We start from the raw sequence: 25,890 nt of genomic DNA, 5'->3' as shown, positions 1-25,890 counted from the left end.
CATGTCTAAAGTTACAGGCACAGTTAAGTGGTTCAACGCTGATAAAGGTTACGGTTTTCTAACTCAAGATAACGGCGGTAAGGACGTATTCGTTCATTTCCGTGCGATCATCTCTGACGGTTACAAAACGCTTCCAGAAGGTCAGCGAGTAGAATTTGAAGTTGAAGAAGGTCAAAAAGGTCTTCAAGCTGCTAACGTGCAAGCTATCTAAGAATTCAAAAACGGCGGTCATTTGACCGCCGTTTTTCTTTCTAATGTCTGTATTTCCACACCCACGCTAAACGCGCGACAAAGCTTTTAGTCCATACCGCTTTTGGTATATATCATTTCTAACGAATAACGCTTTTCATCAATAGCTAGTCTACCGCGTCGCTATCGCCATCCTTTTTCGGCTACACCACATAAGCACTCGTTCACCCCAATAAATTTGAAGCTCGCAGCATATTCCTAATATCAGTACGCCACGGTATTGCGTAGTCATAGCGTTTAATGCTTTACTCATTACAACGCCCATTTGGGTAATACCAGTCCGCACAGTTAATTACCCACTCAGCGAGACTCAAAGTGTTCGTAATCGCGGCGATAAATACGTCTACAGGGAGTGCTTAATGCGCATGACATCAACTATTCGATCTTCATTGGCCACCGCGCTACTTATTCTAATTTCAAACCTTGCTTATGCTGCTCAGGCAAATGGACAAGTCGATGATCAGGGTGTTTTAGCAATGGTGCTTAATACCGAAATCCGTATGGCAGACGTCGTGCCTAGTGAAGAAGAACGTAAAAACTTGAAGCAGCAAGCGAAAGACAATTACGCAGGTATGCTTGATTATGTGGTCCGTGTAAATGCGTCTAACAGAATTTATGAGCTTGTTTTAGAGGACTATGCAAAACAAAAAGGCATAACGGTTAATCAAACACTGGTAAGCAGGTTTATCGAGAAGTTTGAAGGTCAGGTTTCAAGTGAAACGGCAACGAAACCCATTAAAGAGATAGCGGCCAAGCAGGTTCTACAGTTTCAAACAGAAAAAGCGATGTATGAAGAGTTTGGAGGGCGTGTTATCTTTCGCCAGTCTAACCCGCAAATGCCGATTGACGCTTACAATACACTGTTATCTCGCTATCGCGATGCAGGTAAACTTAGCATAATAGATGTGGACTTGCGGGATGCATTTTGGGATGTATTTACGCCTCCCTTTCAATACGAAATTGCACCAGAAAATGTCGACTTTAGTCAGCCTTGGTGGCTGTAAATAGCCTCCATAAAAGTAAAGCGCCTGACGTAATTCGCTGAAAAACTGAGAACATGGAAATAAAGGGCAACATCTCACTATGCGTAGTGAAAAAACAAGCGGTATAGACACAATAGATAAAGCCATTTTGGCCATGCTACAGAATAACGCTGACACGCCTGTCGCAGAAATCGCTGAGCAAGTTGGGCTTACGGTAACGCCCTGCTGGCGGCGTATTCAAAAGCTAGAAGAGAAGGGCATAATCTCTAGGCGAGTAGCGCTGTTGCAAGCAAAACACCTGGGGCTGGCCATGACCGTTTTCGTTCAAGTAAAAGCGGGCAGACATGATGGAAAGTGGCTGGCAAGTTTCGCTAAACACGCCGCATCATTTGATGAAGTTGTTGAATGTTATCGTATGTCTGGCGAATACGATTACCTGCTAAAAGTCCTCGTTACCGATATGGATTGCTTTGATCATTTTTATAAGCGATTGGTTAACGGTATAGAGTTTTCCGACGTCACTTCAAGCTTTGCAATGGAGCAGATTAAGTACACAACCTCGGTACCGCTTAACCATATTTAACCCCTCATAATTAGCATTGGTTTTCTCAATACCTTCGGTGATAGATGAGGCAATTTGCAGTTGAAGACTCTAACTTACATAAATTCGATAACTTCCCGATTAAAAATCTGAAAGAAAAAAGCAACCGTAGCGGTCTATTTTTGTTCAATTGTAGGAGAAGTAAATTTTGTCCTACTACGAATAGAAAAGGGTGCAGAGACGTGCGACAAGTATAGGCGTGCCCCTAAATAATATGGGGGTTATATGTTTAAAACCATCAAGCAAAGAATATTGCTCGGTTATCTTCTCGTTGTAATTGTGTCGCTCATCGCGGCAATTGTATTGACAAAGAACAACGCCAATGTCGAAAACTTAGTAGAAGCCTACGTGGCTGAAACATTACCCTCGTTAAGCGCTATCGATGATATACAAACTCAAAGTAAAGAGCTGGTGCTTATCGCGTATTCCTTATACGGAACCACAATAAGTAGTCGCGAATATAACGGGCAGAAAGACCGGCTCGTCGACGAGACCAACGCCAAATTTTCCCAATTCAGCTATATGGGAAGCGATGCCGCTCAAGAAAAATTTGATGTACTGGTTGCGTCAGCTGCGTCTTTACAGCAAACGATGTCAGCAACATCTATAGATTGGGATATTGCACGGGAAAATCTTCAAGTCATTACCCAAGCAGCATCTGAACTAAATGCACTTTTGACTGGGGTACGCTCGGGTGTTGAGCGTGCTGCGAACTCTCGAACCATGGCTATTTCTGCTGAACTCAGTGTGAGCCAGTTCACTATCTACAGCCTAATCATATTGCTACTGGCTGTATCCATAATGGGCTACATACTTGCTAAGCGGAATATCGCAAATCCTATCGAAGAGATGGCTAAGAGGCTTGACGATATTGCAAAAACACGCAATTTACAGTCACGTCTACCTACTCAAAATTTACAAGAACTCCACGCGATAACGCATAGCGTTCAAGGTCTACTAGCCGTATTTCACAAGGGAATGACTGACCTTCAACATGCAGTGAATGACCTGAACCACTCCTCACAAACACTTAACAGTGCAACATCACACTCTTCAACCGCTATCTTAAGCTTTCAAGGAGACATTAAGCAGCTAGTGTCAGTCATGGATAATCTGTCTGATGAAATGGAACAAAGTCTTACTCTATCTATAAAAGCTGCGGAACAAGCGAAAGGTAGTGCCCACCAGATAGCGCAAGGTAAGGTGGATGTGGAAACCACAGCGCGCGCCATCTCTGATTTAACCCTTAACATTGATAAAACTGCTACTACGTTAGATAAGCTGCAAAGCGATGGAAAAAACGTATCGAGTGTGGTGAAAACCATTGCTGAGATTGCTGATCAAACTAACTTATTGGCACTTAATGCTGCAATAGAAGCGGCAAGAGCAGGAGAGTCGGGTAGAGGTTTCGCGGTGGTGGCGGATGAAGTGCGTACGCTAGCATCAAGAACTCATCAATCGACAGTTGAAATTAATGCCATGTTAGAAAAAATAGTGCAGTCAATTCGTGATTCTGTACAAACTATGACTTCGAATAAAGACAAGGCACACAACGCATTGGGGCTTGCCAATGAGCTGGTGATTACGTTGGAAGACGGACGCAAAAGCGTTTTATCGTTAGTTGAGGTGAGCAATGAGGCTTCGGCTCTTGTACAACACGCTAAAGATCAGGTGCAAGTTGCACGCGAAGGGGCACTAGATTTTCAAATGCTGGGCGATCAAGTAAAAGCCGCGAATACCAATGTGAATAGTGAAGCGAAAAGCTTATTCAGCCTGGCTGAGAACCTTCAGGAAAACGTTAATAGATTTAAATTGAGCTAAAAAAATGGGGCCGGTTTGACGGGCCCCATATAAATTAATGATTTTGGTCTTCAACGTGCTGGTCGGCGAATATCTTGGATTTCTTTTTGATTTTACATCCTAAGATACGCTGCGCATTTTTACGGCCGATATAGTGAGCGACTGTGTAGGGGTGCGCGCGCTTGAAGAACCGTGAGAACGAATGGAATACATTTTCCATGGTATTGGCTCCTTCTATTAAAAATTGCCCCAAATAAAATATAGTAATATTACAGTTTGATGTCAACAAAATATTTAACGGTAAGTAACGTTTAAATTTTGATCACACCTTAAGGGTAGACTAGCTAACGCTAAACATCCTCTAGTCATTGGTATACATTGTTCGAGGGAAAGGATCATATTTTGATCGCAGGTTTTCAGATCGAGTTCGTGGATTGGGGATACTGGTCGCCGCAAATGCCCCAAGCACAGGAAAGGCGTCGGGAACCGCAAGAAACTCGCAATGTACAGCGTTTAGTATAGCGCTGAATAGAAAGTGAACACCATTGAATTTCAATGATGTTCACTATTGTTTCAAGTAATTGGGATCTGCTGCGATCCCATTAACAAAGGCTAGTAGTAAGAAAGCTTCTCTGATTTACCGGAGAATATCTTATATACCATGGCCGTATAAGCCAAAATAATAGGTACTACAATAACTACGCCAACAAGCAAGAAGCGCAGAGAGCTTGCATCACTAAGCGCATCCATCACCGTCATCTGTCCAGGGATGATAAACGGATAGTAGCTTATGCCAAATGCGGTGAAACAAAGTAAAAATACTAGAAGGGCAATAAAGAACGGAAGCCATTCGCCTTTCCCTTGTGCATCAGGCAGTTTTTTAAGCAACACACCACATAGTGCTAGAAGCGCAAAACACGCTACTGGAATAGCGAAAAGCACATAGCCCCAAGGAGCAGACAACCATAAGTCTCGTACGTCATCGTGTAAGGTTAGATTCGCGATACTTACCGCGACAATTCCTACCGCCAGTACCCCTAAACCTCTTCTGGCCCAGTAATACGCCTTTTGTTGAAGCTCACCTTCGCCTTTAAGTATTAACCAGCACGAGCCAATAAACGCATAAGCAGCCGTAACACCAAATGCAGCGAGAAGTGCAAAGCCTTGCGCCCAAATATCTGTGCGAAGCCCCGTCACGTATATACCTAACATATACCCTTGAGCTAATGTGGTTAAAAGCGAACCGTATTTGAATACCATGTCCCACTTACGCTTTTTCACCTGCACAACCTTGGCGCGAAAATCGAACGCTACGCCGCGCAAAATAAGCCCTAATAACATGAAGGTTGCAGGCAAGTACAAGGTTTGTAAAAACTCACTATGGGCTTCAGGGAAAGCAATAAGCAGTAGACCTATGGCGAGCACAAGCCACGTCTCATTAGCATCCCAGTAAGGGCCTATGGAGGCTATCATGTCATCGCGAAACGCTTCTGTTCTTGGCGGAATAAGTACACCCACACCCAAGTCGTAGCCATCTAAAATGGCGTACAGCAATACAGATAAACCAAGTAAACCCACATAAATATTTCCGAGCATTTCTGCTGATACACTTTCAAACATGTTTGCTCTCCTTAAACCGTGCTTGGGTCTGGGTCAGTAGGTTGCATTTTTGCCTTGGCAACTTCGCGCTCTTCCGTCGTTATCTCTTCAATTTCAACGGCTCTTCTGCACATCAACATAAGTGTTCCCATGTATGCGATTAGAAGCACCGTATAGATAACAAGATAGAGCGTGAACGACAGAGCAATATTCGCCGGTGGTAACTGGGTAACGGCATCAGCGGTTCTTAATACACCACTTACCAAATAGGGCTGACGGCCTATTTCCGTTACGTACCAGCCTGCTAACGTAGCAATCCAGCCGCTAAACGCCATGCCTGCAAACGTGCGTTTAAGCCAAATTGGGAAGTCTTTGTTACGCATAAGATAAAGACTGCCAAGCCATGACACAGCAAGCATCAACATGCCCATACCCACCATAACCCTAAAACCGAAGAAAACAGGAGCAACGGGCGGATGCTCTCCTTCGAACTCATTTAACCCCTTAATCTCGCCCTTAAGTTCGTGAGTAAGAATTAAACTTGCACCATAGGGAATGGGAATTTCAAAATAATTCTCTTTGCTTTCTTCGTCAGGAATTGCAAAAAGTAACAAAGGTGCACCTTCAGTGGTCTCCCAAAGTCCTTCCATCGCCGCTACTTTCTGAGGCTGATGCTCAAGCGTATTTAAACCATGCATGTCGCCAGCAAAAATTTGTAGCGGGATTAACACTGCCGCCGTATAGGTGGCGGTTTTAAGCGCGAGCTTAGGCGCAAGCTTGTCGTCGCCTTTAAGCATGCGGTAGGCCGAAAGCCCAGCTATCAGGAAGCTGGCCGTCAGTCCAGACGCTAACATCATATGTACAAAGCGGTAAGGGAAAGATGGGTTAAAGATAATTTCTTTCCAGTTTGTGGCATACACTACACCGTCGACCACTTCAAAACCTTGCGGTGTTTGCATCCAGCTATTTAAGGCTAATATCCAGAACGCAGAAGTAGTGGTGCCAAGTGCAACAATAAGGGTTGAAGCCGTATGCAGCCAGTTCGGAACACGGCGTATGCCAAACAGCATGATGCCTAAAAACGTGGCTTCTAAGAAAAAGGCGGTAAGTACCTCATAACCGAGTAGTGGCCCCGCCACATTACCTACTTTCTCCATAAATCCAGGCCAGTTAGTACCAAACTGAAATGACATGGTGACGCCGCTTACTACACCCAAGGCGAAGCTTAGGGCAAAGATACGTACCCAAAAGCGATACATACGCATCCACACAGGGTGACCTGAAATATTAGAGCGCAGCTTGAAGTAAAATAGAAACCAGCCCATCGCCATGGTGATGGTTGGAAACAAAATATGAAAACTAATATTTAACGCAAATTGTAAACGAGACAGCAAGAATGCATCCACAGAAGGCCCCCTTAGTTAACGCTGTTTTTCCCCGGAAGTAGCTTGTCCTTAAGCTCAAGCATACGGCCCACGCCAGAACCCAACTTCATCAACGTGTTTAACTTTTCAGGCCCAAGATTTTGAAGCTCTTCAGACCATGCCGTAATTGATTCGAGTAAATCGTGAATTTCGTTCAGTTTATGTTGTGCATTTGCCTCTTTTTCATTGGCAGGTGCGTCAAGCAACAAATCACGCAGTAGACTCATGGTTGGGTCTATCTCGCGCTTTCTTCGTTCTTCAAATACTCTATTGGCCAATGTCCAAATATCGCCAGCCGGAATAAAAAACTCTTTTCTCTCACCAGGAACAAGATGCTGTTTAACTAAGCGCCATGACTGAAGCTCTTTTAAACCCATGCTGGTATTGCCTCTGGATATGTTGAGCGCATCTGCAATTTCCTGCGCCGAAATGGGCTCTTCGTTTAAAACAATAAGCGCAAGAATTTGCCCAACTGTTCTGTTGAAACCCCAACGACTTCCCATTTCGCCAAAGTGCATAACCGCAGATGTAATTAAAGGCGTCATTTTCATTTTTACCATCCAGAAGTTTCAGAAATTACTGAAAGTTTATTGCGTAGGATCAAGAAACACAAGTTTTATTCGTGATATCACGTACGAATTTTTGAAAATTTAATGTTTCTCTACACCCAGACTGCGAGCTTGTTTTTCGAACAAAACGTGTCGCTAGCCTGCAAATTTAAAGCGTTTTGAAAATGAAATAGGGGTTTACCCTCATTACCTTTCCTTAACCTTATGTCTACTATTTTTCTTGTAACAGAGCCTGTACTGTCCTTCGAAATACGTTCGTAACCTACTAACTTATAAAAAGATATTAGGTTTTTATTATTCAAAAAATCGTTTTGTTAGTTGGCGAATTTGAATTTCATGAACTAGGTTTCAAAGTCTTTGTTTGGAAGTTGTTTACATTATTTTAACGTTTCTAGCAGAGGTAATTGGAAAAGTAACAGTGAGTAGAGGTTTTGCTCGGCCTCAATAAATTGAATGAAAGGAAAGACATGATCCGCACATTGTCCAAAGCCCTCATTACCGCATCGCTATTTCTAAGCACAGCTCAAGTTGTCTTTGCTGCAACACCGATTATCACAAACTCACCGCCGCAAAGTGCGTTTATAGGGGAGTCATTTTGTTACGACATACCGTTAATTAACTCAGGTACAACAGGGTATGGCCCTTATCTTCGCGTTATTCATGATGCTGACTTAACATTTAACGGTGCGACGTTTATAGGAAGTAACAGCGCTACGGTTAATGTCGGCACGTTTGACACCGTTGCGAACAACAATGAACTCGAAGATCCTATCAATGCGCAAACCGTTGCGGGCACCGAAGGGTTCAGTTTTTCAACGGTAGATATCCCAGTGGGTTCGGTTGTAACCAATGGCCCTGATCTAACTACCAATGTTTGTTTCACTATAGACAGCAATGCAACGCCAGCGGAAGCGTTTGCTATCGAGGTAACGCCTGTTTATGAATTTGGTGACACAGCAACAGGTGATAACGGCCCAATAGTAGGAACAACGCAAAGTGCGTCGGTTGAGGCAGCCCTCTACCAAGTAACTACGCAAAGCTCTGCTGCGGAAAACGAGCTTGCTGCGGGCCCTAGTTTTTCAGCAACCGTTACACATACGGTAGATGTTGCAAATGGCCCTACGATAGACAGCTTACAGTTCACAGATGTTTTAGACAATGGTGTTCAGTATAGCGCTCAAGCTACGATAACTGGTGGAACTGGGTGCGCTATAGATAGTGAACCTTCTACATCCAGTACTGGTGGCATTTTAGATGTTTCGTGTGCTTCTGCTACGGGAACAAGCAGTGCAAATGATGTGCGCGTGAGCTACCCCATGCATTTTATTAATGTCCTGAATGCGCAGCAGTGCAGTGCGTCAAGTATTGTGCATCCGCTTGACTTTAATGCGAGTTTTAACGGCAATGGGCTTACCCAGGTTTCTAGCAGTGACACGGTTACGGCAAAGCATGTTGCAATACAGCAAGGTGTAAATACAGGAGAGTCAAGTCCCGGAAACACACTTACCGTTACTAACTCAATCCAAATTTCTGATTACGTATCGGTAGACTCTTTAATTCTTAACGACACCATAGCCGATGGCGTCGATTTTTCATCTGATATCACGGTTAACTATGATGGAAGTACGTTTAACATAACGAGGCCTGCTTCAAGTACTGATGCCAGTCAAAATGAGGCCATCACTTACAACGTTACTAACGCAACAGGCACGCTTCCGGGGGGAAGCGTTTTGACGGTTTCTTACACCGTAGATATTCAGCAAAATTACGTTGGTGGTTACACAGGGGTTGATAGTAATGCCCCTGTCGTTGCTAACGATTCACTGTCGTTTTCTCAAAGTGCACAATATAACGTAGCAAGTGGTGCGTCGAGCTGCTTGGAAGGCTCAAGTGCTTCGGTCTCTATTGAGGGTATTCGTACCTCTAAATTTCTTGTTGACGGTAACGGCGATACAACCACACAACTATTACAGTACGCACCGGGTGAAAGCGTTACCTATCGTTTGCGCATGGATATTCCTTCTGGCGATACTAACGACATTGTATTTGTAGATTTTCTTCCTTTGCCCGTTTTCTTAATCCCAGAAACGACTGTCGATACAAATTCAAATATTGCGAGCAACACCAGCTTTTCTTATACCGCTGAAAATACGGTAACAACCCTCACACCTACAATCACGGTATCATCTGCTGAAAACAGCGTAACGTTAGACTGGGGCAGTATCTCAACAACCCAAGCTGAAGTACTAGAAGTTGATTTTACCGTTGAGGTAACCGATAAGCCCTATGCTGATGGGTTGGAATTGGCGAACTTATTCCAAGGTACTTCGACCAATACGCCTGATGCAATCACTGCCGATCTTAAGTCAGCTAAAATTCTTGTTCGTGCTCCAGAATTGACCGTTTCACTTGCTACTTCTGCAGGAAATGTAGATGCCGGAGATACGATTCAGTACACCTTAACAGTAACTAACGAAGGTGGTGCTACATCATTTGACACCACCGCCAGTGTTCCTATCGTTTCTGGCGTGGCTTCGCAGAGCCTTGTATCTGCAACAGTCGATGGGAATGGTGTAGCCTTGGGCAGCGGCTCACTAGCAGATGGTACTTACAGCATACAGAACCTCGCCGCAGGTGAAGTTTACGTGCTTACTTTCACTCAAGATATTGCACAAACTGCAGAGCCTAACGATGTCATCACGTCTGAAGCGACGATTGATTGGGCTTCTGCACAGGGGCAGGCTGCGACCTTTGATCCGCAGTCAGATGACGCATTTGTCACCGTTTCAGATATTGCTATTGCTTCAACAATAGTAAGCCCCACGGGGAATGTTGTGGTAGGTGATACCGTACAGTATCGGGTAGACGTGACTTTGCCAGAGGGCACAACGAATGACTTAACAGTAGATATGACGCTCCCTGCTGGCTTTGAATACAGCAATACGTTAACGGTAAATTCAACAGGTTTTGACGGAACCGTAAGTGCCAGCCCAACCGTGACATCGTCGGGAACTGTCGAAAGCGGGCAAACGGTTAGAGCTGTGTTTAACGGCAGTACAACCACTAATAATGATAACGATCCAAGCGATAATACATTTTCAATTACGCTTGAAGCCTTGGTGCAAGACGTCACACAAAATGCCGCTACAACGTCAACGCAAAGCAAGCAGCTGCAGGTAAATGCGGGAACCAACAATACCACCGACAACGCTTCAGCTACGTCAACTAATCAGTTTGCTGAACATGTGTTAAGTGCAACAACAAGCGTGTCGCCTAGCTCTGGCGTAGAAGCAGGTGATACGGTAACTGTAACCATTAACGTTGAAAATACAGGTACAGCTACCGCTTATGATGTTGAAGTGGTCAGCAATGTTAATACTGATATTTTCACCAATGTCACCGAAGGGACAACCCCAATTGGATTTACTTATGCACTACAAACTACACCAGAAAGAGTAACGTATTCAGGTACGGAGCTAGCCGCTGGTGATAGCGTGCAGTTCACTTATACTGCTGAAGTAAAAGCAGGTGCACAGACTGGTTCCTCTTTTGATATTACCGCGCAAGCTACAGGTGATAGCCAAACAGGCGAACAAGCCGTTGAGCGTGACTCTCAGTCCAGTAGCACAGGTACCACGGCCACAAGAGCAATTTCAGCTGACAATATTACGTTGATAGCTTCTTCAGAAACTTTTACGAGTGATTCAGGTACTCGTGAATCGGCTATAGGGGAAGTGCTTACCTACGCGTTTACAACTGTCGTACCAGAGGGACAGACGCTAGAAACTGCTAATCAGGACATTATCGAAGTTATTCTGCCTGCTGGAATGGCCTATCAAGCGGGCACTGCCTTAATTCGCGGAACATTTGATACGGGCTTTACAACTGCAAACGGCGTGTCGATCACTGCTTCAAATACCTCCATTACCCCTGTCATTAATGGGCAGTCGGTTGTTTTCGATTTAGGTGATGTTACAAATAATGACAACGATGCGGGTGATGAAAGTATTACGGTAACCCTTGATGTACTTACCCAAAACACGAGTGACAACAACCGCACTAACAACAAGACGGTAACGGGGGAAGTAAACTACCTTAACCAAAGCAGCACAAATCAAAGTAACAACACGACTCAGAATATTCGTATTGCAGAGCCAAACCTAACCGTAACTAAAACAGCTTCGCCATCAACTGTAGATGGTGGAAGCGAAGTAACATTCACCGTTACGTTAACAAATACGTCGGGAACTGCCGTATCGCGTGCGTATGACTGGTACATCAACGACAACGTACCTGCACGGTTTAACAGTGTGTCATTAGTAAGCGCAACGCATTCAAGAGGCGTGGGCATAGATGTATCAGCCTGTGCAAGCGTTAGCGGCAATGAACTAACGGTTGAGTCAAATAACGTTAGTTGCCCGGCCAGCAATATTGATTACCTGGAAGCGGGCGAAAGCGTCACCGTTGTGTACACCGCTCAGGTCAATTTTGATATTGCATTTGAAGAAACCGTCACCAATACCGTTTCAACTTCGGCAACGTCTTTGCCAGGTGCATCAGGTACTGGAAATGCGACGCCAGGCGCAGCCGGTTCAGATACCGGTGAACGTACTGGTAGCGGCGCGAATAACGACTCAGGCCAAAACGTTAACGATATCGCTGATTCTGCTATGGCATCAGTGACCGCCAATGCGCCCACGCTTACGTTAACGACTACTGCAGCCGATGCTGCTATTGGAACTGTGGTTGATTTAACGGCAAGTTTCTCTATACCGACAGGTACAACAGACAACTTTGTTTATACGTTAGATCTTCCTTCAGGCTTAACATATACCGGCGACGCCATTACCATTACAACACCAGTGTCAGATTTTACCAGCACAAATACACCTAATACCGTCCCTGCTCAAGGGACCGATCCGGTCGTGTTGGATTTTGGTACCATCACCAACAGCGCTTCAACGTCTCAACAAGTCACTATTGCAGTACCTGTTGAAGTCGCCAATATCTTAATTAACCAAGGTGGAATAACGCTAACCAGTACCGGTTCACTTAGCTACCAAGACGTGAGCTCGCCAGCACCTTCTGCGAACGTTGACGTGGATGTTATCGAGCCGAATTTATCTATTACGCAAACCATCATTGCAGGTGCGACATCAAGTGATAGCGGTGATACGGTAACGTATCGCACAGTGGTAACCAACACGGGGAATACAGCAAGCGCGTATGCCGTGACCTTTGAAGATGTGATGCCTACAGAGTTACTTGGAGGGCCTGACGGCAGCGGCTCTGGTGTTACCTTCTCTGCGATAACGCTAACTAACCCGAGTGATGAGGCAGTACTAACCGGCACGAACACAGCACTGACCGCAAGTGATGTCAGTGAGACTACTACGACTAACACTGGCGATACGCTGTCGGTTGCAGCATTCGATCTACCAGCTCTTGCAAGCGTTACCGTCGAATACAGCGTCGTAATGGCCAACGAAGCAAGCGCTGGTGAGACGCTAACTAATGCAGTTGAAGCAACCTATAACAGTCAGTTGAACGGCAGTGGTCTAAACGGACGTAGTGGCGCAGATGGTACAGACGACGATGATGACACTGCGCTAAATAACTACCGTGAAACAGCTAGTAGTAATGTAACGGTAGATAACACACTGGCTATTCAATCTGCACTTAATGCTACACATAGCGATAATGATTTCGCAGTGGGAGAGTCGGTTTCTATTGATGCGCGTATCGATTTAGTGGAAGGCACAATTGACGGTGTTTCTATTGTAAACACGCTGCCAGCGGACATTCGCTTTGACAGTATTAGTATTAACAGCCCAGCGCAAATTAGCTATGACGGCGCTGCAACGGCTAGTGTTTCAGGCAACGATGTCACGGTTGATTTTGGCACTGTGAGTAATACCGCTGATGGCGATAGCGCCAATGATTACATAACGGTTACTTTTACCGGTGTTGTAGAAAACGAAGTAGGCAACGCGCAGGGTACAACACTTACTAATAGTGTGAATGCATCAGGTGGCGGTGAAAGCGCAGGTCCATCTACTCTCGAGATCGATATCGTTGAGCCAAATTTAGACTCAACAATGACGCTCGATAAAACCTCGGTATCGTTGGAGGATACTTTTACCCTAACTATTGACGTAGGCCACAACTCTAGTTTTGCCGACGCGTTTGAGACCACATTTAACGTATCAGTTCCTAGCGGTCTTACTTATGTAGCAAATAGCTTCATGGGGCAAGGTACGATAGATGATACGGCGCCTACGCTACTTGTTGTAGATATGGGCAGTATCACGCTGGTCGAAGGCAGCAAACAAGTAACCCTTCAGTTCACCGTCGATAGCGACGCTGATGTGGGGAACGCGCTATCTATTGGGTTGACAAATGGTGCATATAGCTCAATGAGCGGCGACACAGCTGACGAACGTGATTACAGCTTTGCCGACTCAATTAACGTAACAGGTGATATCGCGGCATTTATCGGTGCAACGCAATCAGTTGTGCTATCTGATGATGTCAATGGTAATGGTTTCATTGATGCTGGTGATACCGTATTAGTCACTTCAACGCTAACTAATGAAAGCGATAGTGCCACAGCCACTGACGTTGTATTTACTCATGGGATTCCTGCAAATACAAACTATGTAGCAGGGTCCGCGACAACGACGAAAGGCACCCTTGATGATAATGCCGGCATCACGGTAAATGTTGGCGATATGGCATTTGGTGAATCTGAAACCATTACATTCGAGTTGCTTGTTGATGCCAATGTGGCTAACAACACGTTAATCTCGCTACAAGGTAGTGTGGATTCATCTGACACAGTAGCAGAGCCAACTGACGCCGATGGTAACGATGTAAACGGCGACCAGGCAAACACCTTCAGAGTGGGCACACCAGCAAACACAGCAGATTTAGATATTACTCAACTGGTACGTCTATCAACCGATGCTGATACCAATGACGTCATTAGCCCTAATGATACGTTAACCATTACGTATTTACTTGAAAATACGGGTAGCCAAGCGCTATCAAACATTGCCCTAAGTGACGCTATACCCGCAGGTCTTACTTACGTCGCTAATTCGGCGCAGGTAAGCGGTGGACATACGGTTAGTGTAATAGGTAGTTCACTAAGCGCAGATTTTATCACGCTAGCAGCTGGCGCCAGTGAAACGGTTTCTTTTGATGTTACCATCGATTCACCGCTGGTTGATTTCAACGGCAATGCCGCAAACGAAAGCTTCTCGCTACAAGGTGAAGCAACGAGTGACGAAACTGATACTGTCTATGCAGATAATAACCGTGCAGATAGCGATGGATTCCAGCCGCTCACGTTCAGTGCATCGACGGGCGCGGGCACGCCAGAACTAGAGATTATTCAATACTATGAACTTGTTAACGATGTAGACGGTGATGGGGTTGTTGATCCAGGTGACAGCGTACGCATTTACACCGAGGCAACCAATCAAGGTTCAGCGATTGCAGAAAACGTTTCGTTTACTCAGCCGGTTAATGCGGGCTTAAGCGTAGTAGCTAATACAGCTGTTACCAGCCAAGGCGTTGTAGTAAGCGAAACGCCGTTTGACGTTAACGTGGGCGGAATTGCCCCAAGTGAAACGGTAACCGCTTCTGTGGTGCTAACGCTAGATGCTAATGCAGCTGACAACACCGTATTTTCAGTTCAAGCGCTGTTTAGCGGTGACAACCTCGGCGCCAACCAGTTAAGCGACAACGACAGTAACGCTTCTGATGGCGAGAATGCTCTGCTTATTCCGGTTACTTCACAAGCGCAAACCGTATCTGCGCCAACCTTTGCCCTTACCGATACCAGTGATGGTGGTACATCTGGTAACAATTTTGTGCAGGGCGAAACACTAACCCTTACACAAACCGTTACTGTACCTAAGGGGACAACAGACGATTTAAGCTTAAGCGTTACCTTACCTGCTAATGTTTCATTGCTCGCAGGGGCGGGGGAACTTGCTCGTACCTTCAATACTGGCCTTTCTTCAGGTGTCAATCCAGCAAGTATAAACAGTGCTGCTGGCGGCACAGCGGTTAACGTGAACGGCAATATTAGTGTGTCTAACAATACGCTAACGCTTGATTTAGGCAGTATTGTAAATAGCGATAATGATGGTGACACTGAAACCTATGTGTTTAGCGTTGAGCTAGACACCAGCGCCCTAGTGCCCAGTGCGGCTACCCAAGATTTAAACATTTCTTCTGCGCTTAGCTACGTTGATGGCGCAGCTCAGCCTCAGTCATTAAATGCTAACGACGTGACGGTAACCTTACTTAACCGTATACCATCAGCGAATGACGATAGTTTCACTGTAGATGAAGATACAACCAGCAATACGTTAGCGGCCCGCAGCAATGATAGCGACGCTGACAATGGCCAAAGCATTAGCATTACCTCTGTAGCTACGCCAAGTAACGGCGGTACGGTAACTACAGATGGCGCGAACTTGATTTACACGCCGGCAGCTGATTTCTTCGGCACCGAAACCGTGCAATACATCCTTACCGATAGCGCAGGCGGTAGCGACACCGCCACAGCAACATTTACGGTAAACAATGTTCAAGATGCGCCTGTAGCACAGGCCGACTCAGCCAATACCACTGAAGACACACAAGTGATAGTGAATGTCTTGGCAAATGATTCCGATGTGGATGGCGATACACTGTCTATCACAGCGGCTAATTCTAGCAACGGTGCGGTTTCGTTTGCGGGAAGCAACATCACCTTCACGCCTGCACAAGACTTTAACGGTCCAGCACTTGTGACCTATACCATTTCTGATGGAAATGGGAACAGTGATAGCGCGAATCTAACGGTAGACGTGCAAGCAGATAACGATGCTCCGGTAGCCGCAGACGACAGTGCGAATACTAACGAAGATAATGACGTAATTATTGATGTGTTAGCTAACGACAGTGACGTAGATGGAGATGCCCTAAGTGTTACTGCGGTGTCGGCAAGCGCTGGTGTGGCCTCCGTAAATTCAAATGGCGATGTTCTTTATACGCCGCCGGCCGATTTCAATGGCCCTGTTACACTTAATTACACGGTTTCTGATGGAAATGGCGGAACCGATTCAGCTTCTGTATCGGTAACGGTTAATGCGGTAAATGACGCGCCAATAGCTAACCCTGATTCAGGGACGGTGAACGAAGACAGCAGCGTAATTATTGATGTTTTGACTAACGATACTGACGTAGATGGCGATGCGTTGTCGATCACCAATGCAGCATCGCCAAATGGTTCAGTAACCTTTAGCGGAAACAATATTACCTTTACACCTACGGCCGACTTTAATGGCGCAACAACCGTAACTTATACCATTAGTGACGGTGCAGGTGGTACGGCATCAGGTACGGTGACTATTAATGTTACTAACGTCAACGATGCACCAGTGGCAAGCGACGACACGGCCAGCACGAACGAAGACACAGCGGTAGTTATTAATGTATTGGCTAACGACACCGACATTGATAACGATGCATTAAGCGTATCAAGTGTATCGGCAACCAATGGTAGTGCAGTAGTTAATGGCGATGGCAATGTGGTGTTTACGCCTGCGGCAGATTACAACGGCAGTGCCACAGTAGCCTATACGGTAACAGACGGTAACGGCGGCAGTGACAATGCGTCGGTGTCTGTAGCTATTGCAGCGGTAAACGACAACCCAATCGCTAATCCAGATACCGCAAGTGTCAATGAAGACGAGTCGGTTAGCATTAATGTACTTGCTAACGATACCGATGTTGACGGCGACACCTTAAGTGTGGCGAGCGCCTCTGTGACAACCGGTAGTGTGCATGTTGTAGGTAACCAGGTGAACTACACGCCAGACGCTGATTACAACGGCAGCGCCACTATTACTTACACCATCGAAGATGGTGCTGGCGGCAGCGCTAATTCAACGGTAGCAGTGACGGTTGTAAACGTTAACGATGCCCCCGTTGCGAATAATGATACAGCTAGCGTTGATGAAGACAGCAGCGTTGTGGTTAACGTTATTGCTAACGATACAGATGTAGACAACGATACCCTTGAGTTAACTGCTGTTAATGCTAGTACTGGTACGGCAACCATTAATAGCGATGGTAATCTTTTGTACACGCCGGATGCCGACTATAACGGTGCTGCAACAGTGACGTATACCGTTTCTGATGGAAACAGCGGCTCTGATTCAGCAACAGTGTCAATTACGGTAAACCCAGTAAATGACAATCCGGTAGCTATTGCAGATACGGCGAGTGTACAGGAAGACGAAACGGTAATTATTAATGCGCTTTCGAACGACAGTGATATTGACGGCGACACGTTGCAACTGTCGGCTGCAAGCAGCAGTCAAGGCATTGCAACTATTACCGGCGATAATACGCTTAGCTTTACGCCAAGTGCCGACTTCAACGGTACAACCACGATAACTTACAGTGTATCGGATGGTGCTGGTGGTAGCGCCTCATCGACAGTCACAGTAACGGTGGCGCCAGTTAACGACGCACCAGTAGCTAATGATGATGCCGGAAGAGTTACCGAAGATTCAAGCACTACGCTTGCTGTATTAGACAATGATACAGATGTTGACAACGATGAATTAAGCGTGACATCTGCTAGCGCATCTGAGGGGACTATTACAGTTAATGCAAATAACAGTGTGACGTATACACCACCTGCTGATTTTGATGGGGCGGCAACCGCCACCTACACTATTTCAGACGGAAATGGCGGTACCGCCACTGCCAGCATTAGCTTTACGGTAGAAGGGGTGAACGATGCTCCTATCGCTTTGGACGACACCGCTGTTGTTGATGAGGACGCTTCAGTAACAGTAGCTGTTCTCGCCAATGACTCTGATATAGATGAAGATGTGCTTTCAGTTTCGGTGGCCTCGTCAGCGCAGGGTAGTGCAGTGATCACGGCAGATAGCCAGGTTACTTTCTCGCCAAATGCTGATTTTAATGGCGAAGCGACAGTGTCATATACGGTAAGCGATGGTAATGGTGCCACTGATACAGCAACGATCACTGTTACCGTTAACCCGGTTAATGATACACCGGTAACGGTGGATGATACGGCCGCAGTCGAGGAAGATGGCTCTGTTGTTACCGACGTGCTCGCGAATGACTCTGACATTGACGAAGACGTACTGACTATTTCAGACGTAACCGTTGACGAAGGTTCAGTCGCTATTCAAGGTGGCCAAGTAAGCTACACACCAGATGAGAACTTCAATGGTACGGCAACCATTACCTACACGGTTTCTGATGGCAATGGAGCAACAGCAACAGGTACGCTTGTTGTAACGGTTACCGCAGTTAACGATGCACCTACACTTGCTGATTTCACTGCTGCAACGAACCAAAATGAAGCATTAACTATCGATGTTATCGCCAATGTTGAAGATGTAGATACAGATGATACGCATACTATCGTTAGCGCCACATCTTCAGACGGCACGGTTGAAATTGTTGACGGCAAACTGGTTTATACGCCGTCTGAAGATTATTCCGGTGAAGTAACCATCGATGTTTGTATTCAAGATGCTGAGGGCGAAGAGGCTTGTGCGCGTATTACCGTTACAGTGGTGTATACAAACATTGGTCCAGTCGTTGAAGATCTCGAGTTCACCATTTACGAAGGGGATAGCCTACCCATCACGCTAACGGGTACCGACGCAGACGAAGACGTTTTAACGTTTGAATTGGTAACGTTGCCAACAGGTGAAGTGTTAGGTTCTGCTCCTTCTTTGCTGTACGTTACTCCAGAAGATTACAACGGTACGGTACTGTTCAGCTATAAAGCGAACGACGGTCAAGAAGATTCGAACACTGCCAATATCACAGTGAATGTGGTGGCCGTGAACGACGCGCCTGTCGCCGTTGCTGATTTAGCTGAAGCGACAGATCAGAACAGTGTAACTATTGATGTACTAGCAAACGATAGCGATATCGAAGGCGACCTGCTAAGTATCGTTGGTGCAAACTCTGATTTTGGTAGCGTAGAAATTATCGATAATGCATTGGTGTTTACGCCAGGTGAAGGCACTTCAGGAGAGGTACAGATAGAGTACACGATTGTCGATCCTTCAGGTGCAACATCAACATCCTATGTTGTGGTGAACGTAGTGCGCACCGTAACCCGCAACGATGCAAACCCGAGAGTAATTGCGCCAGCTGATATTGAAGTTGACGCGAACGGATACCTTACGCTTGTAGGCTTGGGCGTTGCAACGGCTACCACATCTCGCGGTCAATCATTACCAGTGACCTTATTGAACGGTCAAACCCGCTTTACGCCAGGGCTACATACTGTTTACTGGCAGGCAACTGACGATGAAGGCAATACGACAACGGTTAGTCAAACTATCCGCGTAAACCCTCAAGTGTCATTAAGTGATGATGTGGTTGTAACCGAGGGTGGTGCAGCAAGTTTTGATGTACTGTTAAGCGGCGATGCACCTAGTTACCCAGTAACAGTGAGCTACACGGTTTCAGGTACTGCAGATACGAGTGATCACGACCTTATCTCTGGCACTGTCACTATTGAGAGCGGTACACAGGCCACAGTTAAATTCAATATTATCCCCGACACGATTATCGATGACGGCGAAACGGTAATCGTAACGCTAAACGAGAACGTAAATGTCGGAGAAAAAGCGTCGCAGACCACAACAATTGCAGAAGCACCAGTGGCCCCAGTTGTAGCGCTGTCAGTTGAGCAAGGTAACACGACAACGTTAACTGTTGGCCAAAATGAGGGTTTAGTCGACGTTCTAGCGGCTATTAGTCACACCAATCCAGCCGCTGACTTTATCTACGACTGGAGTAATTCATCATCAGAGCTTACTAATGTTTCAGGTGATGATGGCGTATTTACTTTCGACCCTGCTCTAGTAGCGCCAGGTGTTTATGCGGTTACGCTACTTGTGGCAGACAGTGAAAACCCCACGCTTGTAAGTTCACGCACAATTTATATTGAAGTGGTACAAACCTTACCCGAGCTTACTGGTGCTGACACCGACGGTGACGGCCTGCCAGATAATATTGAAGGCGCAGGTGATGCCGACTTAGATGGTGTGCCTAACTACTTAGATAGCATTGCGCTCTGTTCCCTAGCACCAGAAATTGCAGGTGAAAGCGCACAATATCTTGTTGAGTCAAACGCTGGTACATGTGTAAGTGCGGGTGAGTACACCCGTGGCACTTCAAATGCTGGCGTATTGCTACTTGCTGATGATAGCGCAGTAACAAGTCGCATTCCGACAGATACGGAAGCTAACAATATTGGTGGGCTGTTTAACTTCGACGTTGTTAATAGTCAGTCTAATCAAGCACAGTTTGATGTGGTTATTCCGCAGCGCAATGCCGTACCAGAAGACGCATTTATGCGTAGCTGGACTGCTGAGCTAGGTTGGTTCGACGTTATTGCAGACGGCGACGCAGTGATTTACTCAGCACCAGGTGCACCAGGCTTCTGTCCTACCGTGAATAGTAGCGAATGGCAAGAAGGTCTGGTTGCAGGTAGCTGGTGTGTGAAGCTGACGCTAACCGATGGCGGAAGTTACGATGCTGACGCTACAACCAATGGAGCGGTTAGCTTTGTTGGTGGAGTAGGCACATTTGTTAATGGCAATACTCTTCCTGACGTTCAAGACGATCAGCTGGCTATTAAGCTTAACGAAGCGGTAGAGGTTGACGTACTGGCTAATGACACCGATGCAGATGGCGATGCACTTACGCTTACCTCAGTATCGGCTGATTTTGGAACGGCGACTATTATTGATGGATTAGTGTCATACACGCCACCTGAAGGTTTCGTAGGCACAGTAACGGTTACCTACACCGTGTCAGACGGTATGGGCGGCACGGTAACGGGTACCTTGGAGCTAACCGTTGCCGAGAACAATATCCCTGTTGCAAATGATGACAGCTTTACGTCTCAAGAGGACGAGGCGGTAACCTTGGATGTGCTGTCTAACGATACCGATGAAGACGGCGATACGTTATCCATTACCGAAGTAACAGCATCTACAGGCAATGTGATTTTGTTGCCAAACGGAGAATTAAGTTATCAAGCGCCTGCCAACTATAACGGCGTGGTCACTATTGAATACACCATTTCAGATGGTCATGGTGGTACTGATACAGCGCAGGTAACCTTAACTATCACTGCGGTGAACGATGCCCCTGTTGCCGTTGATGACACAGCAAGTGTTACCGAAGATGGCAGTGTTACTGTAACCGTACTAACAAACGATAGCGACGTCGACGGCGATGTACTAACGGTAACCATGGCAAGTACTGAGAACGGCAGTGTAGCGGTCAATAACGGCACTACTGTTACCTATACACCTGTTGCCAATGTAAATGGTGAAGCAACATTTACCTACACTATCAGTGATGGCTTCGGTGGTACTGATACCGCGACGGTTACCGTAGTCATCGTTGCTATTAACGACGCACCAGTAGCAAACAACGACCAAGCTAATGTAAGTGAAGACAGCAGTGTCATTATTAATGCACTTGCCAACGATGCTGACATTGACGGCGATACGTTAATCATCACAGATGCAACGGCTAACTCGGGCACGGTAACCATTAATAGTGATGGAAACATTGTTTACACGCCGCTGCCTAACTTTGTTGGAACGGCGATCATCACCTACACCATTTCAGATGGTAATGGCGGTGTAGCGACTGCACAAATTATGGTGACGGTTGAAAACGTGAATGATGCACCGACCCTTGAAGGTGGCGAAGTATCTACAAGTCAAGACACGCCGCTTAGTATTAACGTGTTATCCAATGCAAACGATATCGACGGTGATACGCTCACTATTGCTAGTGCCGAAGCGACTAACGGCACCGTAGAAATCATCAATGGTGTTGTGACATTTACGCCTGCAGATGGTTTCCACGGCACTGCCACCATTACGGTGTGTGTGGCTGACCCTTCGGGCGCGCAAGCGTGTGCGACCTATACGGTAACGGTAATCGACACTAACGATGCGCCAACGGTGATGGACTTAACGTTCACAATGGAAGAAGACGCAACACTGCCAATTCGATTACAGGGTAGTGACGCAGACGGCGACGCGCTAACGTACCAGTTGGTAACATCACCAGACGGTGAGCTTGTTGGTCGCTTGCCTAGCGTATTGTATGCACCTGAAGCCGACTTTAGTGGCACAACAAGCTTTACCTATACCGCAAATGATGGTGAGGAAACCTCCAACGTAGGTACCGTAACCATCAACGTGAACCCCGTGAACGATGCGCCGGTTGCCCGTGATGATGAGATAACGTTGGGTAACTACAACCCAGTTGCAATTGATGTACTGGCCAATGACTCTGACGCTGATGGCGATACATTACGCATCATCGGTGCCCGCGTTGAATTAGGCGACGTTTCTTGGGCTGACGATTCACTTACCTATACGCCGCTTGAAGGTTTTGTCGGTGAAATAGTAATTGACTACACCATCACCGACCCTCAAAGCGAGGTTGCCCGAGCGTCAGTGATTGTAGATGTTATGCCTGATGATTTGGCCGACCGCCCAGTTATTGAAGTACCAGAAGACGTGTTTGTAGATGCTAATGCACTATTTACCAAAATCGACCTTGGCGTAGCGTCGGCTGTCGATAAATTTGGCAATCCGTTACCTGTGTCATTAGTAGATGGCCTTATCTTCTACGAGCCGGGTAATAATACCGCATACTGGCAGGCGACTGATGAAGACGGTTTAACTTCTGTGGCAAGCCAAGCTGTACGCGTACGTCCTTTGGTTTCTATCACTAAAGATCAGGTTGTGCTGGAAGGTCATGAAGTTGAATTTGGCATTCATCTAAACGGTACGTCACCAGTATATCCGCTAGAAATTCCATATACAGTAAGTGGTACGGCAGATAGCAGCGACCATGACCTGGTTGATGGCGTCATCGTGATGGAATCAGGTAGCGATATAACGGTGAGCTTCAATGTGTTCCCTGATGCGGATATTGAAGGTATAGAGACGATCACAATTGAGCTTTCTGATGTGCTTAACATAGGTAATAAGTACATTCACGAAATTACAATTCGCGAAGATAACGTGAACCCTGATGTTGACCTGTTTACCGAGCAGGACGGCGAATCAAGAATTCTCGTTATCCCTACTGGTTCTGACGTGTTAGTCACCTCTACTGTTGACCATCCAGACCCAACCAATGAGTATGAATTTGTGTGGACATCACTGGATGCAGACATTGCAGATACCGATAGTGTTAATGACACCTTTACGTTTGATCCAAGTGGCTTGGACGTGGGGGTTTACCGAATTCGTGCAACGGTCACAGACGCAGATGACACGGCCTTTACAGACTCGGATACCTTATACATTCAGGTAGTTGATGCGTTACCTACACCTGCTGAACTTGATAGTGATGGTGACGGCGTGCCGGATGTTGTGGATGGCCTTGCAGATAGTGACAGAGACGGTATTTTGGATTACCTAGATCCAACGCCTGAGTGTAATGTGCTTCCACAAGAAGTGGCGTTTGTTGACGGCTACATGGTGGAAGGTGACCCAGGCGTTTGCTTGCGCCTAGGTAACTTCTCTGTAAGTAGTGAGCTCGGCGGCGCGAAAATCATTGATGGCGATATTGCCGGCGACGATGACATTGTCCCTGACCCAGAAGCGACAAATATTGGCGGCATTTTCGATTTCATTGCCTATGGTTTACCTGAAGCGGGTCAAACGCTGAATATTGTTATGCCACAGCTTAAGCCAATACCTGCAAATGCGGTGTACCGTAAGTTCACGCCTGAAAACGGTTGGGTAACGTTTACGGAAAACGCGAACAACCGGTTATGGTCTGTTGAAGGTGAGCCAGGCTATTGCCCACCTCCAGGCGGTGACTACTGGACAGAAGGCCTAACTGAAGGGCACTGGTGTGTGCAGTTAGAAATTCTTGATGGCGGTGTAGATGATGATGACGGTTTAGTAAACGGTACGATTGTCGACCCAGGTGGTGTAAGTGTCATGTTTAATGGCAATACACAACCCGTGGCAAATGACGATGCAGTAACTATCATTGTTGATGAGTCTGTAACTATTGAAGCCTTAAGTAACGATGCAGACCCTGATGGCGATGACTTGCGTATTACCTCTGCTACAACCACGTTCGGCACAGCTGTGATAGCGGGGGATACCATCGAATACACGCCTCCACTTGGCTTTATTGGCGAAGTGATTGTTAATTATGGTATCAGTGATGGAAACGGAGGTTCAGACCTGGGTGTAATTACGGTAACCATTATTGGTAACAATCCTCCACAGGCTGTAGACGATACTGTAACGATAGACGTTGACCAATCTGTAACCGTTAACGTGCTTGCCAACGACTTCGACGAAGATGGCGATAGTATTCGTGTTGTAAGTGCCCAGGCATCAATCGGTAGCGTATCTGTTAACCCTGACGATACATTGACCTTTACGCCGCCTGCTGCATTTACGGGCAATGCTGTAGTCACCTATATTATTGAAGATACACAGGGCGGAACGAGCGAGGGTAGACTAACCATTACTGTTCAACCCGTGACGGTTAGAATTGAAAACTCTGGCGGAGGCGGTGGTAGCATGAACGCTATGCTGCTGATGTTACTGGTATTTGTTATGACACTGCGCCGCTTATTAGTGGCGCAAAGAAAGGGAGTAAAAGCGTGAGCGTAGCTAAGATGAATAGAACTTTTAGGTATGGGATTGTTAGCGCTGTTGCAATGGGAGCAATGTTTTCATTTCCAGCCATGGCTCAGCAATCTAATAAAGAAAGGGATGCTTCCCCTTTTTTAGCTAGCAAAACTCAATGCTTATCTGAAGAGGATGCCTCAAAACTTTCTAAAGAATATGAAAAGTGCACGGCTAAACAGTTTTTCATAAGCGGGAGTTGGGGGAGCGCATCAGGAGATTTCAAGGAAAGGGATGTACAACAAGAAGCCGCAGAGCTAGGCTTTGATGTCTTCGACATAGATATTGATGACACCCGCAGTGCGTGGAAAGCGGTAGTAGGTACCAATATTACCGAAAACAGCTTTATTCAAGTCGGTTATACCGATTTAGGTGATGTATCGGCAGCATTTTCAACCACGACCAACGAGCCATCTCGCTTTTTCAGCGAGACATCGCGTATTCGCCCAACATCAGTAGATGGCTATACATTAAGTGTAGCCTATCAGTTTTTACGTCATGAGGACTGGTTTTTACATGCGCATGTGGGCTTATATTTTTGGCAAGGTAATTACGATTCGTTAGATGTGTTTGAGGATACAGCCCTACTTCAAGACGTTGATGATGAAGGCACGGATTTGTTCTATGGCATTGGCGCTAACTGGCGTATCCACGATGATTGGGTTGCAACGATTGAGTATGAACGTTACGACATAGATGATAATGCTACTGACCTCGCGTCCGTTGGCATTAGCTATTTGTTTTAATATTTGCGGTCTAAGGCCTAAACTACTCGCAAACAAACTCAAGGAAGGGAGGGGAAACGCCTCTCTTCCTGAGATCTACTTTTCCGATATAACATGCTTTCTCAGCCATAAGTTGTTATCGTGTGGGTTACTCTACGGAACACACGACGAAAGTTCGCTT

The 25,890-nt window shown here is 46.2% G+C and carries 10 protein-coding genes; 6 read left to right on the top strand and 4 right to left on the bottom strand.

Annotated elements, in window-relative coordinates; genetic code table 11:
- Position 1: 1 nt before the first annotated feature.
- From cspE to ACFI6L_RS14925, 4 genes are all read left to right on the top strand, one after another.
- Positions 2–211, top strand: coding sequence for a transcription antiterminator/RNA stability regulator CspE (gene cspE / locus ACFI6L_RS14940; RefSeq protein ID WP_012519905.1), 210 nt, complete (start codon positions 2–4; stop codon positions 209–211).
- A 397-nt stretch (positions 212–608) separates the two neighbouring features.
- Complete coding sequence (locus ACFI6L_RS14935) at positions 609–1,253, top strand: hypothetical protein (RefSeq protein ID WP_462574323.1); 645 nt, start codon at positions 609–611, stop codon at positions 1,251–1,253.
- A 79-nt stretch (positions 1,254–1,332) separates the two neighbouring features.
- Positions 1,333–1,815: an Lrp/AsnC family transcriptional regulator gene (locus ACFI6L_RS14930; RefSeq protein WP_014950937.1), complete on the top strand. Its 483-nt coding sequence runs from the start codon at positions 1,333–1,335 to the stop codon at positions 1,813–1,815.
- A gap of 243 nt (positions 1,816–2,058) precedes the next feature.
- Positions 2,059–3,654 carry a methyl-accepting chemotaxis protein gene (locus ACFI6L_RS14925; RefSeq protein WP_014950936.1) on the top strand — a complete coding sequence of 532 codons (1,596 nt, stop codon included), beginning with the start codon at positions 2,059–2,061 and terminating at the stop codon, positions 3,652–3,654.
- A gap of 34 nt (positions 3,655–3,688) precedes the next feature.
- Here ACFI6L_RS14925 and ACFI6L_RS14920 read toward each other — a convergent pair whose 3' ends face one another.
- The 4 genes from ACFI6L_RS14920 to ACFI6L_RS14905 all read right to left on the bottom strand — a co-directional run bounded on the left by ACFI6L_RS14920 (position 3,689) and on the right by ACFI6L_RS14905 (position 7,207).
- Positions 3,689–3,853 (bottom strand): hypothetical protein, encoded by a 165-nt coding sequence (locus tag ACFI6L_RS14920; RefSeq protein ID WP_014950935.1) that lies wholly within the window; start codon positions 3,851–3,853, stop codon positions 3,689–3,691.
- A 392-nt stretch (positions 3,854–4,245) separates the two neighbouring features.
- Positions 4,246–5,253 carry a cytochrome d ubiquinol oxidase subunit II gene (locus ACFI6L_RS14915; protein ID WP_101566066.1) on the bottom strand — a complete coding sequence of 336 codons (1,008 nt, stop codon included), beginning with the start codon at positions 5,251–5,253 and terminating at the stop codon, positions 4,246–4,248.
- Positions 5,254–5,264: 11 nt separating this feature from the next.
- On the bottom strand, positions 5,265–6,638 hold the full coding sequence (locus ACFI6L_RS14910) for a cytochrome ubiquinol oxidase subunit I (protein WP_462574321.1): 1,374 nt from the start codon (positions 6,636–6,638) through the stop codon (positions 5,265–5,267).
- Between the two features lie 11 nt (positions 6,639–6,649).
- Entirely contained in the window at positions 6,650–7,207 is a 558-nt protein-coding gene (locus ACFI6L_RS14905; protein ID WP_014999724.1) for a GbsR/MarR family transcriptional regulator, read from the bottom strand.
- Positions 7,208–7,692: 485 nt separating this feature from the next.
- Here ACFI6L_RS14905 and ACFI6L_RS14900 point away from each other — a divergent pair, with 485 nt between their 5' ends.
- Positions 7,693–24,963, top strand: coding sequence for a tandem-95 repeat protein (locus tag ACFI6L_RS14900; RefSeq protein ID WP_462574319.1), 17,271 nt, complete (start codon positions 7,693–7,695; stop codon positions 24,961–24,963).
- On the top strand, positions 24,960–25,730 hold the full coding sequence (locus tag ACFI6L_RS14895) for an outer membrane beta-barrel protein (protein WP_156086989.1): 771 nt from the start codon (positions 24,960–24,962) through the stop codon (positions 25,728–25,730). Before ACFI6L_RS14900 ends, ACFI6L_RS14895 begins: the two co-directional genes overlap by 4 nt.
- Positions 25,731–25,890 lie beyond the last annotated feature (160 nt).

The organism is Alteromonas sp. G4i35 (genome assembly GCF_054960375.1).
The sequence above is the reverse complement of the archived record's forward strand: the minus strand, read 5'-3'. Positions and strand labels throughout refer to the sequence as shown.